We start from the raw sequence: 15,616 nt of genomic DNA, 5'->3' as shown, positions 1-15,616 counted from the left end.
GCGCTTTTGACGTAGTCAGCACCGGTTCGCTCAGCGGCGACGGTGGGCCAGCAACACCAGCACCGCGCCGGTGCCGCCCTGTGTGGGCGGCGCCGAGTGGAAGGCCATCACGTCAGCGCGCTGGCGCAGTACACGATCAACAAGATTCTTGAGCACCGGCGCGTCGCCGTCTGATCGCTGGCCTTTGCCGTGGATGACGCGTACGCAGCCATGGTCGTGTGCGTGCGCATCTACAAGGAACCTGCGCAGCAGTCCTTCCGCCTGCGATGCCGTGGCCCCATGCAGGTCCAGTTCGTCCTGCACCGAGAACTGTCCGCGCTTGAGGCGCTGGAAGGCGCGCGGCGACAGCGCCTCGCGGCGGTAGCTCAGGACATCGCCCGCTGCATGCAGGTCCAGTGTCTCCAGGCCACGCTGGAATTCGCTGCGGGCATCGTGCTCATCGCGCTCGGCCATGCGTGCGGTAGGCCTTGGCGGTGCCTTGCGCGGTGGCGGTGGCGCGTCCTGCAGTCGGCGCACGTCGCCGATCGCATCGCGGAACAGCGCGGCGTCGTCCTCGTCGGGCGGTGTGGAGTGGGGCATGACGCCAGCGTAGCGGCAACACGAGATGACGCAAGCGCGGGAAGCAGGGGCGCGGTTCCGGTATCATGGGGCCGTTCCCGAGGAAACCCATGCGCGTACTGGTCAGCAACGACGACGGCGTCGACGCCCCCGGCATCCGAATCCTGGCAGAAGGCCTGCGTGGTGCGGGTCATGAGGTGTACGTGGTCGCGCCCGACCGCGACCGCTCCGGTGCCAGCAATTCGCTGACGCTCGATCTGCCGATCCGGCTCAAACGCATCGATCACTACACCTGCAGCATCGCCGGCACGCCGACCGATTGCGTGCATCTGGCATTGACCGGGATGCTGGAGTTCGAGCCCGACATCGTGGTGTCGGGCATCAACAACACCGCGAACCTCGGCGACGACGTCATCTATTCCGGAACCGTGTCGGCCGCGATGGAAGGCCGTTTCCTGGGCTTGCCTGCGGTGGCGATGTCGCTGGCCACCAAGAACCACGACGCCAAGCACTACGAAACCGCGGCGCGTGCGGCGGTCGAGATCGTGGCGCGCCTGAAGGCCGATCCACTGCCCGCCGACACCATCCTCAACGTCAACGTGCCGGATTTGGCATGGGCGGACGTGCGTGGGTTCGAGGTCACCCGCCTCGGCAACCGCCACCGATCGGAGGCTTGCGTGCCGCAGCCCGATCCCCGTGGGCACACCGTGTACTGGATCGGCCCTGCCGGCCGTGAGCAGGATGCCGGTGCCGGAACTGACTTCCATGCGGTACGTACCGGCCATATTTCCATCACGCCGATCCATGTCGATCTGACCCGCTACCAGGCGCTCGAGAAAGTGGCCAGCTGGGTCGGCGGCCTCACGGCGTCACTCGAGGACCCCGCATGACGCCGCGCCTGCGGCTTCAGCCCGAAGCGGTCGGCATGGGCATGACGTCGCAACGGGTGCGCGACCGCCTGGTCGAGCGGCTACGTGAATCGGGTATCGCCGACGAGCGCGTGCTCAACGCGATCCGCACGCTGCCCCGCCACCTGTTCGTCGATGAGGCGCTGGCGACGCGCGCCTACGAAGATACCGCGCTCCCGATCGGCCACAGCCAGACCATCTCGCAGCCTTGGGTCGTGGCGCGGATGACGGAAGTGCTGCTGGAAACCGAACCGAAGAAGGTGCTCGAGATCGGTACCGGTTCCGGTTACCAGGCGGCGGTGCTGGCCGTGCTGGGGCTTGAGGTCTACACCGTCGAGCGCATCGGCGACCTGCTGCGGCAGGCGCGCAAGCGCCTGCGCCAGATGGGCTTCAACGTACGCAGCAAGCACGACGACGGCCGCATCGGCTGGGTCGAACACGGGCCGTACGACGCCATCATCGTGACGGCCGCAGCGCCTGCGCTGGTACCCGTACTGGTCGAGCAACTGGCCGTGGGTGGGCAACTCGTCGCACCGGTGGGCGGCACGGGGACGCAGTCGCTGGTACGGCTGGTGAAGCGCGCCGACGGCAGTGTCGATGAGACCACCCTGGCGCCGGTGGTGTTCGTACCGCTGCTGTCGGGCACGCTGGATTGAACCGAATGACAGATCCGCAGAACGCTCCCGAGACTCCCGATGCGTCCGCCTCGCTGGGCGAACAGCTGACCGACATCATCGCGCGCCTGCCGCCCGGCACCCTGAGCCTGGGGGAACTGCTGGATGTCTTCAGCGACGAAGGCTTGCTGCTGCTGACCGTCCTCCTGACGCTCGTGTTCCTGATTCCCGTGTCCATTCCGGGCGTGAGCACTGTCTTCGGGGCTGCCATCCTGCTGGTCGGCGTCAGTCGCCTGATCAACCGGCCGCTGTGGTTGCCGCAACGTATCAAGCACAAGGCATTGCCGACGGATCGCCTGCGTCCCGGGCTCACCGCGGGGCTGGTGTGGGTGCGCCGCATGGAAAAGATCAGCCGGCCGCACCGCTTGCGCTTTTTCGTCGAAGGCCCCGGGCAGGGTGTCATCAACAACCTGGCTTTCATCCTGGCGGCGCTGTTGCTGATGGCGCCATTTGGACTCGTGCCATTCAGCAACACCCTGCCAGCCTTGGCCCTGCTGCTGTACGCCATCGGTTTCATCCAGCGTGACGGCGGCGCGATCCTGCTGGGTCATCTGGCCAATATCGGCACGATCATCTACTTCAGCGTATTGATTGGCGGTGGCGGGGTTGCCGTCCGCGAACTGTTCCAGCGATTGACCGGCTGAGCCACGCGGCTCCCGCCTTGAGGAAATGATCGACCGCATGACCACGAAGCTACGCTCCGGCAATCGAATGACACGCGCTTTCCTGATCGGCATCGCCGTGGCCATGCTTGGCGCCTGCTCATCGACGGTGGTGCGCGAGCCCTCCGCCTCGTCGCCATCGCGGCAGACCTCGCAAGGCAAGCCCGGCGCCACGGTGCGCGTGCAGCGCGGCGATACGCTGTACGGCATCGCGTTCCGCAACGGTGTGGACGTCAACGACCTGGCCCGCTGGAACAGCCTTGCGGCGCCGTACACCATCTATCCCGGCCAGTCGCTGAAACTGTTTGCCGGCAGTGGCGGCAGCCGTCCCCCGGCGGCGACCACCACACCGACAAGGCCCGCCACCACCGGCACGACGACGCGGCCCGTACCACCGCCCACGACCGTCACCCGGCCCACGACGCCCGCGCCAGCGAACAGCGGTTTCTCCTGGCGCTGGCCCGCCGACGGTCATCTGATCGGTCGTTTCGTTGCGGGCGATGCCACCAAGCAGGGCATCGACATCGCCGGCAGCGGCGGACAGTCAGTGCGTGCGGCGGCGGACGGCGTGGTGGTCTACTCCGGTGCGGGGCTGGTGGGTTACGGGGAGCTGATCATCGTCAAGCACAGCGAGGCTTGGCTCTCGGCGTACGGACACAACCGCAAGCGGTTGGTGAACGAAGGCCAGAGCATCAAGGCCGGGCAGCAGATCGCGGAAATGGGCAGCAGCGGCGCGTCGCGCGAGATGCTGCACTTCGAGATCCGCCACAACGGCAAGCCGGTCGATCCGCTCCAGTATCTGCCGGCGCGTTGAGTGCGCTGAGCATGCGCCTGCATGCAGGGGCGAAGCGCGTTATCGCAGCGCTGGGGTTGGTCACGGTGCTTGCATCGGGTGCATGCCAACGCCCGCGTGGCGCGCCGGCGTCGTCGTCCCTCGACGTCGTCACCCTGAACCTCTGGCACGACAAGCAGGACTGGCCGCATCGGCAGGACCTGATCGTCGCCGAACTGGAGGCGCTGTCGCCCGAGGTCATCGTGCTGCAGGAGGTGCTGCAGCACGCCGCGCTGCCCAACCAGGCAGAGGTATTGGCCTCGCGCCTGGGATACCAGTACCGTTTTTTCTCCGCCGACGCGCCAGACCAGGCGCGTCGTTACGGCAACGCGATCCTGGTGAGGGGTGCGATCGAACAGTCACGCGAGATCAGGCTGGCACCACTGGATGACTACCGCAATGCGGGCTGGGTACGTGCGAGGATCGATGGCCGGTCGTTGAACGTCTACGCGACCCACCTGCATTACAAGCCCGATGGCGCTGCCATCCGCGCCCAGCAGGTGACGGGTCTGCTCGCGCTGATCGATGAAACCCGTGGTGACGTGCCTTCGATCATCGGCGGTGATTTCAATACGCGCTCGGACGCGCCGGAACTTGCATCGCTGCGCGAGCGCTTCGTTGAAGCCTACGGGCAGGCGCACGAAGGGCAGGACGCCAACACGCCGATGCACTCCACGCTCAACATGCATCTTGGTCACCCACCGATCCGCATCGACCACATCTTCGCGCAGCGTGGTGCGTTCCGTGTGGCCGACGCCCGGCTGATCCTCAACCGCGCGGACGCGACGGGCGCATGGCCGTCGGATCACTATGGCGTCCGGGTGCGACTGGTGCGCGCCTCGGATTGAGGGGCGACGCTGAGGCACAGCGATGTTCCGCGGCGGTAGTCCTTGCCCCACGTGCGATAGCCGGCGGTGTCGAGGTGGATCTTCGTCGGCGTGTAGAAGCCGAGCCCCATGTCCAACGATTGACCTTGGGCGCGCCAGAATTCGCACAGTGCGTCCACCCGGCGACCATCGGCCAGGTCGAAATCCAGCGCATTGTTGAGTACGTGGCGGCTGCGGGAACTTCCACCCGCGCAGTGGTTCGCTTCGGCGGACCGGTAGCCCGACCGCACGTTCTCGCCGTCGACGATGCCCATCGCCTGCAGCCGGGCGACCAGGCGCAAGGTGGGCACGATGGCAGCGGCGCGATCGGATGGCGGAAGCTGGAACTCCGGCATATCGCACGCTCGCCAGCGCCGGCTGGAACGAAGGAGGGAGGACATGGGTACGACGTCGCCAACACCGGCGTCGGCCAGCACCTGACCATACGCGGTCACGCCCTGCGCGTTTGCGCCCTGTCGCCAGGCTTCATAGCGTTCTGCGGCATCGGGTGCTTGCGGACGACATGCGGCAGCGGAGAGGATGAGCAGCAGCCCGAAAAGCCGCTGCTTCCCCGAGGCCACGTCAGCGAGGCGCCAGCAGGAATCCGGCCACGACCTTGCGCGATTCGCTGGCCAGCACGTTGAACGTGCGGGCGGCAGCGGCGTTCGTCATGACCTCCAGGCCTACGCCCTGGCGCAGGCAGGTGGCCATCACGGCCGCCGCCGGAAACACCTGGCGCTCGCCGGTGCCCAACAGGATCACCTCCGGCTGCAATGCCAGCAGGGGTACCAGGTCATCGGGTGTCATCGCGGCGCTGTCGCGTACCGACCAGTCTTCGACCAGTTGCTGCGGCGACAGGATGAAGCTGGACGAGAGCGTGCGGTCGTTCACGCGCGCGGTGGTGCCGTCGGCGGACCGCAGGGTGAACGCGTAATCGGGGAGTTCGTGGCTCAGCTGCATGGCAGGCGACGCGCGCCGGGCTCAGCCGCGCGGCAGCACGATATGCCGGCGTTCCTTGCTCGGACGGTAGAGGACGGCGGTATGGCCGATGCGCTGGACCAGCGCGGCCTCGGTCCTGTCCGCCAGGTCAGCGATCATCGCGTCGCGCGCGTCGCGGTCCTCGCCGAAAACCTTGACCTTGACCAGTTCGTGCTGCTCCAGCACGGCATCCAGCTCGGCGATGAAGGCCGTCGTGACGCCCTTGTTGCCGATCTGCAGCAGCGCCTTGAGGTCATGGGCCTGGCCGCGCAGGAAACGGGACTGGGCGGCGGTCAGGGCTGCAGGCATGCGGCACGGTACGGGTCGAAAAGGGGGATCAGGGTATCATGGCGACCCCCACGAACGGCTCCGGCGGCTCCCGTCGCAGCGTGCCCGGAGACCTCGCCGACATGGCCACCCGCAGCAAGAGCAGCCAGCGCTGGCTGAAGGAACACTTCTCCGATCCCTACGTGAAGAAGGCGCAGGCCGAGGGCCTGCGCTCGCGTGCCGCCTATAAGCTGGAAGAGCTGCTGGAGCGCGACCGCCTGCTGAAACCCGGCATGGTGGTGGTCGATCTGGGGGCCGCCCCCGGCGGCTGGTCGCAGTTTGTCCGCCAGGCGCTGGGGGACACTGGACGGGTGGTCGCCATGGACATCCTGGAGATGCCGCCGCTGGCCGGGGTTGAGTTCCTTCATGGGGATTTCAGGGAAGACAGCGTCCTATCCCAATTGGAAACCATGCTCGATGGTGCACCGGTGGACCTTGTGCTGTCGGATATGGCCCCCAATAAGAGTGGTGTGGATGCGGTGGACCAGCCGCGGATGATGCATCTGGCGGAGTTGGCGATGGAGTTCGCCGACGGCCACCTGAAGCCGGGCGGGGCGTTCCTGATCAAGCTGTTCCAGGGCGCCGGGTCCGACGACTACATCCGTGAGCTTCGCCGCCGCTATGACAAGGTGGCGATCCGCAAGCCGGACGCGTCCCGCAAGCGCTCGCCCGAGGTGTATGCCCTGGGACAGGGCAAGCGGGTCCAGATCAAGTAAGGTGGCCTAACGTGCGTATGAGCAAAGAGGAACAGCGGAGCCGATGCGGATGAACGACCTGACCAAGAATCTGCTGCTGTGGGTAGTCGTCGCCGTCGTGCTGATGGTCGTCTTCCAGAGTTTTTCGCCCAAGGGCGGCAACACCGCGGCCATGGCCGGAGGCACCACGTACTCCACGTTCCTCGACCAGGTGGATAGCGGCAACGTCCAGCGTGTCGAGTTCGGCGGCGATGCCCGCAGCGGCGTCGGCGAGATCACCTACACGCTCCGCAACGGTGAGAGCAAGACGATCAACGCGCCGTTCGACCGCGACTTGATCAGCGACCTGCGCCTCAAGAAGGTCGAGATGACCCAGAAGGAGCCGCCGAGCGGCCTCAGTCTCACGACCATCCTGCTGAACTTCCTGCCGGTGCTGCTGATCATCGGCTTCTGGATCTTCATCATGCGGCAGATGCAGGGCGGTGGCGGCGGTGCGAAGGGCGCGATGTCCTTTGGCAAGTCGCGCGCCAAGCTGCAGGGCGAGGACCAGGTGAAGGTGACCTTCGCCGACGTCGCCGGCTGCGACGAAGCGAAGGAAGAAGTCGGCGAACTCGTCGAATTCCTGCGCGACCCCGGCAAGTTCCAGAAGCTGGGCGGCAAGATCCCGCGCGGCGTGCTGATGGTCGGCCAGCCCGGCACCGGCAAGACGCTGCTGGCCAAGGCCATCGCCGGCGAAGCCAAGGTGCCGTTCTTCAGCATCTCCGGTTCCGACTTCGTCGAGATGTTCGTCGGTGTCGGCGCCAGCCGCGTGCGCGACATGTTCGAGCAGGCCAAGAAGCACGCGCCCTGCATCATCTTCATCGACGAGATCGACGCCGTCGGCCGCCATCGCGGTGCCGGCCTAGGTGGCGGACACGATGAGCGCGAACAGACCCTCAACCAGCTGCTGGTCGAGATGGATGGCTTCGAGGGCGGCGAAGGCGTCATCGTGATCGCCGCGACCAACCGTCCCGACGTGCTGGATCCGGCGCTGCTGCGTCCGGGCCGCTTCGACCGCCAGGTCGTGGTAGGCCTGCCCGACGTGAAGGGCCGCGAGCAGATCCTGCGCGTGCACATGCGCAAACTGCCGCTGGCCGATGACGTCGAGCCGATGGTCATCGCCCGCGGCACGCCGGGCTTCAGTGGCGCCGACCTGGCGAACCTCGCCAACGAAGCCGCGCTGTTCGCGGCGCGCGAGAATGCGAAGGAAGTCCGCATGGACCACTTCGACCGCGCCCGCGACAAGATCCTGATGGGCGCCGAGCGCCGTTCGATGGCGATGAGCGAAGACGAGAAGACGCTGACCGCCTACCACGAAGCCGGCCATGCCATCGTCGGCCGCCTGGTCCCGGAGCACGACCCGGTCTACAAGGTCACCATCATCCCGCGTGGCCGCGCGCTGGGCGTGACGATGTACCTGCCGGAAGGCGACAAGTACTCGCTGAACCGCGTGGCGATCGAGTCGCAGCTGTGCTCGCTGTACGGCGGACGCGTGGCGGAAGAACTGATCTTCGGTGCCGACAAGGTCACCACGGGCGCATCCAACGATATCGAGCGCGCCACCAAGATGGCCCGCAACATGGTCACCAAGTGGGGCCTGAGCGACGAGATGGGTCCGATCGCCTACGGCGAGGAAGAGGATGAGGTCTTCCTCGGTCGCTCGGTCACCCAGCACAAGAACGTCTCCAACGAGACCGCGCGCAAGATCGACGAAGTCGTGCGCCTCATCCTGGACCGGGCCTATGGCCGGACCAAGACGATCCTGACGGAGAACATGGACAAGCTGCACGCCATGTCGCAGTTGCTGCTGCAGTACGAAACCATCGACGCACCGCAGATCGACGCCATCATGGAAGGCCGCGAGCCGCCGCCGCCGATGGGCTGGGGCAAGAGCGGCAAGGACGATGACAAGCCGGAGTCGCGCCCGCTGCCGCCGATCGGTGGCCCCGCCGCTCAGACCTGAGGCGCGTTGCCAGCGTGATGACGAAAGGCCAGACTCGCGTCTGGCCTTTTTCTTTACGCGGGATTCCATGGCAGGCAACGACAAGCGTCCAAGGCACCCCCTGTTGCCGGTCGGCATCGGCGCGGGCATCGCGATCGGCGTCGCCATCGGCATGGCGATGGACAACATCGGTGCAGGCATCGCCATCGGGATTGCATTGGGTGTTGCGTTTGGTGCCGGTGGGGGCCACATCTCCCGCGACAAGGATCAGGACGGACGCCAGTGATGTTCGACACCACGCCCACGCTCGACTGCGCCGGCCGCATCCTGCGGCTCGACCGCCCGCAGGTCATGGGCATCGTCAACGTGACGCCCGATTCGTTCTCCGACGGCGGTGAGCACGACACCCTCGACGCTGCCGTCGCGCATGCGCTGCGATTGGTGGAGGAGGGCGCGGACCTGCTCGATATCGGCGGGGAATCCACGCGTCCCGGCGCTGACGAGGTGCCGCTGGAAGAGGAACTGCGGCGCGTGGTCCCGGTAATCGAGCGGCTGGCTGCACAGGCGTCAGTGCCCATCAGCATCGACACGTCCAAGCCGGAGGTGATGCGCGCTGCCGTACAAGCCGGTGCGGGCATGATCAACGATGTGTACGGGCTGCGACGCGAAGGTGCGCTGGACGCGGCGGCCGCGCTCGGCGTGCCCGTCGTGCTGATGCACATGCAGGGCGAGCCACGCTCGATGCAGGCTGCGCCCGACTACGACGATGTCGTGGCTGACGTGCACCGCTTCCTCGCCGAACGCATCTTCGTTGCGGAGATGGCGGGCATCCCGAAGCGGCACATCGTGATCGATCCCGGCTTTGGCTTCGGCAAGGACACGACGCACAACCTGCAATTGCTGGCGCGACTCGACCGTTTCGTTGAACTGGGCGTGCCGGTGTTGGCCGGCCTGTCGCGCAAGCGCAGCATCGGCCAGCTGACCGGACGCGATGCGCCCGCAGAACGCATCTTCGGTTCCGTAGCGGCGCACCTGATCGCCGCGCAGCATGGCGCCATGATCGTGCGCGTGCACGACGTGGCGGCCACGGTGGATGCATTGAAGGTCTGGAACGCCATCGCCGCCATTCCGCCGCCGCGCCAGGCGACGGGCACACCGACGATCCGCTGGCCCGACGACGATTGAGGCCGAAATGAAAAGGCCCGCCTGGAGGCGGGCCTTTCGGCTTGCGTTGGGATCTTGTTCGATCCGTCAGCGCTCTGCCACGCTGCGCGTCAACGTGGAGATGACACGGCGCGGCACCGCGGGCCTGCTCCGCTCGATCAAGGCCGATGTCAGCGCGGCGTTCCCGCTGGCAGTGGTCGTTTGCGGTGAGGCGCCGGCCGTGGTCGGCTGCGAGGCCGACGTGGTGCTGCGGGTAGGCGTCAGCGGCTGCGAGCCGTTGACGAGAATCGGGCCTCCTCCCGTCGCCTGCTTCCACTGCCGCAACAGGGCGCGCAACGCCTCCGGCTTGTTCGCGGCTTCGGCCGCGTTGACCTGGTTGCGGCTGTTCTCACCATGGCAGCCGGCACAGGTGCGGATCTCGCCGGGCTGCATGGTCACCCATACGCGCTCGCGCACCACGGGTTCGCCGCTGGCATCGGTGGTCTGCCAGGCAAGTGCCCGGTTGGCGGGGACGAACACCGCGGTGGAGCCGTCGGCGGCGATCTTGGTACTGCCGGCCGGGCCGCTCGGATTGGCGACGTTGTGCTGGCTGGCGGCCATCGGCTGGGCGAGCACGCGGCGGCCTGCCTCGACGCCGGGATAGCCGCGCACCTGGTTGCCCTGGAGGATCTGGTAGTGGCTGACCTGGTAGACCTTGCCGGTCGCCTTGGCCGTCTTCACGCCACCGGGGACTTCCAGGTTGAACGGCTGTTGCAGGTCGCCGCGATCGCGACTGGTCTGGTTGCGGGTAACGATCAGCGACAGATTGTTCGTTCTCAGCCAGGCACGCAACGCGGTCTCGTCGACCTGCTCTTCGGCCAGTACGGCGCGCTCGGGGGCCTCCAGCGTCCAGCTGCCGGCGGTCGGGCGCTGGCGCGCAAGCACTTCCACAGGCTCGACTTCCCACAACACGCCATCGAAAGTCTTGAGGGTGTCGGGACTCCACCAGGAGATCGACTTGCGAACGCCGGTCGTCAGGGCACTGCTGGCCACCAGCATGTTCGTCGCATCGGTCCGCAACTGGTACAGGCGGAATTGCGTGGACGTCTCCACCATCGGGCTGGTGGTGTAGCTCGCCAGCAACTGCCCGGTGCTGATCGGCAGCGGATTGCGGAAGCGTCCCGCCGAGAGGCTGTTGCTGACGGCGGCAGGCGAGGCGTCCTCGAAGACCATCTGCTCCGCGTTGAGCGTCGGCGCGCCGGTGAAGCGCACGATCTGGTCGCTGGTCATCGAGCCGAATTCGCGCGCATAGATGCCGAAGTACGTGCCGGGCGTGCGAGGATCCTCGCGGATCTGGAAGATGCCACCGTCGTTGCGGATGTATTTCTTGTTGGCGATGATCGAGGTGTTGGTGTAATCCGCCATCGCCGTGTCGGTGGCGAACGAACGCTCGATGTAGCCGAACATCAGCTCCTGTCGGCCGATGTGGTTGAGCGTCAGCTCCTCGGTGCCGTCCTGGTTCATCTGCCAGGGCGTGAACAGGTTGAAGGTGAAGGCATTGACCCGGCCATACGCCGTGGAGGTCTGGCCCAGGCGAGATTCCGGGAAGTTCTCCGCCTGGCGCCCGATATTGGCGGCGCCCGCCGCTTCGCTGGCGTAGTTGGTGGCCCCGAACGTGCCTGCGTCGGCCTGCTGGTCGCGCTGCAGGTGGTCCCAGCGGGTGAAGATCACCCGGCCGTAGCTGTCGATGGTCGGCGAGAAGGCGCCGCTCGGGGTGTGGTTGAGCAGGCGAAGTTCGCCCGTGGAGGGAGTGAGGCTGTACAGGCCGACCAGCGTCGGGGTGCTCTCGTACTCGTCGAGTTGCGGGTACAGGTGCGCCTCGCCCGTGCGTGGGCGGTCCGAGGAGAACAGGATGCGGTCGTCGCTGGCGTAGAGTGGAGACAGGTTGTTGTACGACGTCGGCTGGCCGGCGACCTTGGTGACCACCGCCGTCTGACCCTGGGCCAGATTGGTGACTTCGTAAAGCTGCCACCGGGTGTTGATGCTTTCGTACTGCTTGGTCGGCGCGCCGACCAGCATGCTGAAGACGGCTTTGTTGCCGTCCCAGTGGACCGTGGGTTCGCGCACCGCGATCGCGTTCGCGCCCTGCCGGCCTTCCATGCCGAAGCCCGCTTCCTTGGTGAGGTTGCGCAACGAGCCATCGGGGTAGCGGATCATCAGGTCGCCACCGCGCGGTACCGAGCCCATGTCGGTCATGTGGTTGGCGAATGCCGAGAGCCGTCCAGCGAAGATGTCGCCGGCCGTGGGCACCTGGGTCACGAACATGATCGGGGTGGTGGGCGCACCCGTGGCGACGGCAGCCGCACTGGCCATCACGCGCGCATCGGATGCCTGCGCGGTGGCCTGGGCCGGGGCACTGACGGCCGCTGCCGTTTCTTCTGGAAGGGATTCGGCGCCGGTGCAGGCAGTCAGCAGAGTGCCGAGGGCCAGGATCACGGCGGGGGTGCGCAGGGCAACGAGCGTGTTTCGGATCATGCGAGCGAGTAATTCGATACGGGGTGGCGTGCACACCCTGGGCACCGGAGGTCCGTTGTCACGGAGCCCAGGGCGCCCGAAGCGGGTGCGGGTCTACGCTTCAGTCCGTCTTGCATCCACGAATGGAAGCCCCCGTCGGACCCGATGAGCCCAGAAAATGCAGGCCATCACGCGCCATCGCAGAATATAGGGCTTTCTTTAAATAGCCAGTGCTGGTTTTCCATTACGCGGACTGCGCCACAAATAACCGGAATGCCGTCGCTGCTTTGTGGTGTGCATCCCGCTTGCCGAGTGCGCGGCATGCGTTATTCGTGCGCCGAAGTCATATGACGTAAAGGCTTTTCACGGCCCTTTCATATGCAATCGTGATAGCCGGTGGCGTCGCGTCATGTTGGCCGCGTCGCCGGAAGGCTGTCCTTCCGCATTCGGGCAGATGCCGACCAAGATCGCGTCGCGTGCCCTTCCGAGCCTCGATGATGGCCTGCATGCGCCACGCAGGTGGGCCGGCGCAGCGCAGTGCGACAATGGCCGCATGTCGCATGATCTCCGTCCCCTCGCCATCGCCATCATGGGCCCGACGGCCTCCGGCAAGACAGCCTTCGCGCTCGACGTGGCCGAGCGCTTCGGTGGCGAAATCGTCAGCGTGGATTCGGCACTGGTCTACCGCGGACTCGACATCGGGGCGGCCAAACCCACGGTCGACGAACAGGCGCGCGTGCCGCATCACCTGCTGGACGTACGCGATCCCTGGCAAACCTGTTCCGCTGCCGAGTTCGCGCTGGACGCACGTCGCGCACTCGACGACATCGTGTCGCGGGGGCGACTGCCTGTATTGGCCGGTGGTACAGGACTGTACTTCCAGGCGCTGCTTGAAGGCTTGGCCGCGATGCCCGCGGCCGATGCCGCACTGCGGGCCGATCTCGCCGCAGAGGCGAAGGCGCGTGGATGGCCGGCACTGCATGCCGATCTCGCGCGCGTCGATCCCGTCGCGGCCGCCCGCATCCACGCCACCGACCCGCAGCGGATCCAACGCGCGCTGGAGGTGTACCGCCTGACCGGCAAGCCGATCAGCACGTGGCAGCAGGAGGCGAGAGGCACGCGCCTGCCGTTCCGGGTGCTGAAGCTGGTGCTCGCACCCGCCGACCGCGCGGTACTGCACGAACGCATCGCGCACCGCTTCGACCTGATGCTCGAACAGGGATTCCTCGAAGAAATGCACCGCCTGCGCAGGCTGCCCGACATGCAGGCCGTGGCATCGCCCCTCGACCTGCCCGCTGTTCGCGCGGTGGGCTATCGGCAGGCCTGGGAATACCTGGACGGGCAGGGGACCGAGGCCGACTTCCGCGAGCGCGCCATCGCCGCTACCCGCCAGCTCGCCAAGCGCCAGCTGACGTGGCTGCGGGGTGAACTGGACGCACGTTGGTTCGATCCCGCCACCGACCGTGCGCGGCTGGAGCAGGCACTGGCGCTGTTTCTGCCGACATCGTGATCCGTTCGGGCCACCTTGGCCGGAATTGGGACCTGTTGCCTGACTTGGCAACGCCCCGCCGGGCCGATGTTGTGTAACATCGGGGCTTCCGGGCGGCAGGGGAGCTGGTCGCCGGCCCGGTACGACAGCACAACCTAACTATAAGAACGCAAGGCGGGAGTACGTCATGTCCAAGGGGCAATCCCTGCAGGATCCTTTCCTGAATGCACTGCGGCGCGAGCGCGTCCCGGTGTCGGTCTACCTGGTCAACGGCATCAAGCTGCAGGGCACCATCGAATCCTTCGACCAGTTCGTGGTCCTGCTGCGCAACACGGTCAGCCAGATGGTCTACAAGCACGCGATCTCCACCGTGGTGCCGGCGCGCAACGTGCGCGTGGGTCCGGGGGGCGGCTACGTGCAGCAGGGCGACGAGGACGCGGAAGGCGGCGACGACGAAACCGCGTGATAATGCGTGCCTCGCTTGAAGAGGCACGACCCCATTGTTTGAAAGATCCCGCAAGGGCGAGCATGCGCTGCTGATCCAGCCGTATGCCGGCGGCCGTCCCGACGACGGCCTCACCGAAGAATTCAGCGACCTCGCACGCTCGGCCGGCGCCACCGTCGCCGCGCTGCTCACCGCGCGCATCGACCGGCCCAATCCCTCGACCCTGATCGGCAGCGGCAAGCTGGAGGAAGTGAAGGCCGCCGCCGATGCCACCGGCGCCGACCTGATCCTGGTCAATTTCCCGCTGTCGCCGGGCCAGGAACGCAACCTGGAAAAACTCCTGCAGCGGCGCGTGCTGGACCGCACCGGACTGATCCTCGACATCTTCGCCCAGCGTGCGCGCAGCCACGAAGGCAAGCTGCAGGTGGAACTGGCGCAGCTGCGCCACATGGCCACGCGCCTGGTCCGTGGCTGGACCCATCTGGAGCGCCAGCGCGGCGGTTCGATCGGCCTGCGCGGCCCCGGCGAAACCCAGCTGGAAACCGACCGTCGCCTGCTGCAGAAGCGCGTCGAGCAGTTGCAGAAGCGGCTGGAAAAAGTCGAAGTGCAGCGCACGCAGATGCGCCGCGCCCGCGTGCGCAGCGAACTGCCGCGCGTGGCCCTGGTCGGCTACACCAATGCCGGCAAGTCCACGCTGTTCAACGTGCTGACCGGCGCCGAGGCCTACGCGGCCGACCAGCTGTTCGCCACGCTGGACCCGACCGTGCGCCGCATCGACCTGCCCGGTGGTGCGGTGGTGCTGGCCGATACGGTCGGCTTCGTGCGCGACCTGCCGCACGAACTGGTCGCCGCGTTCCGCTCCACCCTGAGCGAGGCGCGCGAGGCCGACCTGCTGCTGCACGTCATCGACGCCGCCGATCCGCACCGCGAGGAGCGCATCGCGCAGGTGGATGAAGTGCTGCAGGAAATCGGCGCCGGCGACCTGCCGCAGATGCTGGTGTTCAACAAGATCGACCGCATCGAAGGCGCCGCACCGCGCCACGACCAACCCGACCCGGGCGTCGACGAGGGCGAAGCGCCCAGCGCCGGCATGGGACGCGAAGGCGTGTGGCTGTCCGCGCGCGATGGCATCGGCATCGACCTGTTGAAGGGTGCGCTGGCGCAGCGCCTCGGCTTCCAGCGTGTGCGCGGCGAACTGCACCTGCCGGCCAACTCCGCACGGCTGCGCTCGCGCCTGCACGCGCTGGGTGCGGTACTGGCCGAGGATTTCGAGGAAAACGGCTGGCGCGCCACGGTCGATCTCGCCCTGGCCGATGCCCAGCGCCTGGCTTCGCAGGCCGGCGGGCATCCGTTGGAAGCGCTGCTGCCGCAGGCGGAACGGGAAGACTGGCAGTAGGGCGCCGGCGGCTTGGGGTGCTGTGGGAGCGACGCAAGTCGCGAACCGGGTATGCATGAAGCCAGGCAGGGCCGGTGGGTCATCGCGACTTGCGTCGCTCCCACGACAGGTTGCGCGCCCCATGACCATCCGGCCTTGCCTCCCGGCC

General features: G+C 67.0%; 17 protein-coding genes. 12 read left to right on the top strand and 5 right to left on the bottom strand.

The features are described 5' to 3' along the window. Positions 1-30: 30 nt before the first annotated feature. On the bottom strand, positions 31-579 hold the full coding sequence (locus tag AX730_RS10100) for a Smr/MutS family protein (RefSeq protein ID WP_062355659.1): 549 nt from the start codon (positions 577-579) through the stop codon (positions 31-33). A gap of 89 nt (positions 580-668) precedes the next feature. On the opposite strand from AX730_RS10100, the gene surE reads away from it, so the two are divergent. From surE to AX730_RS10075, 5 genes are read left to right on the top strand one after another with little or no spacing between them, the layout of a single operon-like run. Then, the gene (surE, locus tag AX730_RS10095) at positions 669-1,448 is read left to right on the top strand and encodes a 5'/3'-nucleotidase SurE (RefSeq protein WP_062355656.1); all 780 of its coding nucleotides are present in this window, start codon (positions 669-671) and stop codon (positions 1,446-1,448) included. Further along, on the top strand, positions 1,445-2,122 hold the full coding sequence (locus AX730_RS10090; protein ID WP_062355653.1) for a protein-L-isoaspartate(D-aspartate) O-methyltransferase: 678 nt from the start codon (positions 1,445-1,447) through the stop codon (positions 2,120-2,122). Before surE ends, AX730_RS10090 begins: the two co-directional genes overlap by 4 nt. A 5-nt stretch (positions 2,123-2,127) precedes the next feature. After that, entirely contained in the window at positions 2,128-2,784 is a 657-nt protein-coding gene (locus AX730_RS10085; protein WP_062355650.1) for an exopolysaccharide biosynthesis protein, read from the top strand. Between the two features lie 37 nt (positions 2,785-2,821). After that, on the top strand, positions 2,822-3,616 hold the full coding sequence (locus AX730_RS10080; protein WP_083537849.1) for a peptidoglycan DD-metalloendopeptidase family protein: 795 nt from the start codon (positions 2,822-2,824) through the stop codon (positions 3,614-3,616). Positions 3,617-3,627: 11 nt separating this feature from the next. Next, on the top strand, positions 3,628-4,482 hold the full coding sequence (locus AX730_RS10075; protein WP_062355916.1) for an endonuclease/exonuclease/phosphatase family protein: 855 nt from the start codon (positions 3,628-3,630) through the stop codon (positions 4,480-4,482). On the opposite strand, the gene AX730_RS10070 is transcribed toward AX730_RS10075, so the two are convergent. The 3 genes from AX730_RS10070 to yhbY all read right to left on the bottom strand — a co-directional run bounded on the left by AX730_RS10070 (position 4,443) and on the right by yhbY (position 5,787). After that, positions 4,443-4,811 carry a D-Ala-D-Ala carboxypeptidase family metallohydrolase gene (locus AX730_RS10070; protein ID WP_198147139.1) on the bottom strand — a complete coding sequence of 123 codons (369 nt, stop codon included), beginning with the start codon at positions 4,809-4,811 and terminating at the stop codon, positions 4,443-4,445. The genes AX730_RS10075 and AX730_RS10070 overlap by 40 nt on opposite strands. Before the next feature lie 271 nt (positions 4,812-5,082). Beyond that, a complete protein-coding gene (locus tag AX730_RS10065) occupies positions 5,083-5,460 on the bottom strand; it encodes an Mth938-like domain-containing protein (RefSeq protein ID WP_062355641.1) in 378 nt (125 codons plus the stop codon). A gap of 21 nt (positions 5,461-5,481) precedes the next feature. Continuing rightward, on the bottom strand, positions 5,482-5,787 hold the full coding sequence (gene yhbY, locus AX730_RS10060) for a ribosome assembly RNA-binding protein YhbY (protein ID WP_062355639.1): 306 nt from the start codon (positions 5,785-5,787) through the stop codon (positions 5,482-5,484). Between the two features lie 101 nt (positions 5,788-5,888). Between yhbY and rlmE the strand changes: the two genes are divergently transcribed. The 4 genes from rlmE to folP all read left to right on the top strand — a co-directional run bounded on the left by rlmE (position 5,889) and on the right by folP (position 9,666). Then, on the top strand, positions 5,889-6,521 hold the full coding sequence (gene rlmE / locus AX730_RS10055; RefSeq protein ID WP_062355913.1) for a 23S rRNA (uridine(2552)-2'-O)-methyltransferase RlmE: 633 nt from the start codon (positions 5,889-5,891) through the stop codon (positions 6,519-6,521). 49 nt (positions 6,522-6,570) lie between these two features. Continuing rightward, a complete protein-coding gene (gene ftsH, locus AX730_RS10050) occupies positions 6,571-8,502 on the top strand; it encodes an ATP-dependent zinc metalloprotease FtsH (RefSeq protein WP_062355636.1) in 1,932 nt (643 codons plus the stop codon). Between the two features lie 103 nt (positions 8,503-8,605). Further along, positions 8,606-8,767, top strand: a complete 162-nt coding sequence (locus tag AX730_RS10045; RefSeq protein WP_198147137.1) for a glycine zipper domain-containing protein — start codon at positions 8,606-8,608, stop codon at positions 8,765-8,767. Then, positions 8,767-9,666, top strand: coding sequence for a dihydropteroate synthase (gene folP, locus AX730_RS10040; RefSeq protein WP_062355629.1), 900 nt, complete (start codon positions 8,767-8,769; stop codon positions 9,664-9,666). The genes AX730_RS10045 and folP overlap by 1 nt, the downstream gene beginning before the upstream one ends. A 66-nt stretch (positions 9,667-9,732) precedes the next feature. On the opposite strand, the gene AX730_RS10035 is transcribed toward folP, so the two are convergent. Then, positions 9,733-12,159: an HzsA-related protein gene (locus AX730_RS10035; RefSeq protein ID WP_062355626.1), complete on the bottom strand. Its 2,427-nt coding sequence runs from the start codon at positions 12,157-12,159 to the stop codon at positions 9,733-9,735. A gap of 532 nt (positions 12,160-12,691) precedes the next feature. Here AX730_RS10035 and miaA point away from each other — a divergent pair. The 3 genes from miaA (at position 12,692) to hflX (ending at position 15,468) form a co-directional block, all read left to right on the top strand. Next, the gene (miaA, locus tag AX730_RS10030) at positions 12,692-13,648 is read left to right on the top strand and encodes a tRNA (adenosine(37)-N6)-dimethylallyltransferase MiaA (protein ID WP_062355910.1); all 957 of its coding nucleotides are present in this window, start codon (positions 12,692-12,694) and stop codon (positions 13,646-13,648) included. Positions 13,649-13,814: 166 nt separating this feature from the next. Next, on the top strand, positions 13,815-14,093 hold the full coding sequence (gene hfq, locus AX730_RS10025) for an RNA chaperone Hfq (protein WP_062355623.1): 279 nt from the start codon (positions 13,815-13,817) through the stop codon (positions 14,091-14,093). A 34-nt stretch (positions 14,094-14,127) separates the two neighbouring features. Beyond that, positions 14,128-15,468 (top strand): ribosome rescue GTPase HflX, encoded by a 1,341-nt coding sequence (gene hflX / locus AX730_RS10020; RefSeq protein ID WP_062355620.1) that lies wholly within the window; start codon positions 14,128-14,130, stop codon positions 15,466-15,468. Positions 15,469-15,616 lie beyond the last annotated feature (148 nt).

This window comes from Pseudoxanthomonas mexicana (assembly GCF_001556105.1).
GTDB classification, from domain to species: domain Bacteria; phylum Pseudomonadota; class Gammaproteobacteria; order Xanthomonadales; family Xanthomonadaceae; genus Pseudoxanthomonas_A; species Pseudoxanthomonas_A mexicana_A.
The sequence above is the reverse complement of the archived record's forward strand: the minus strand, read 5'-3'. Positions and strand labels throughout refer to the sequence as shown.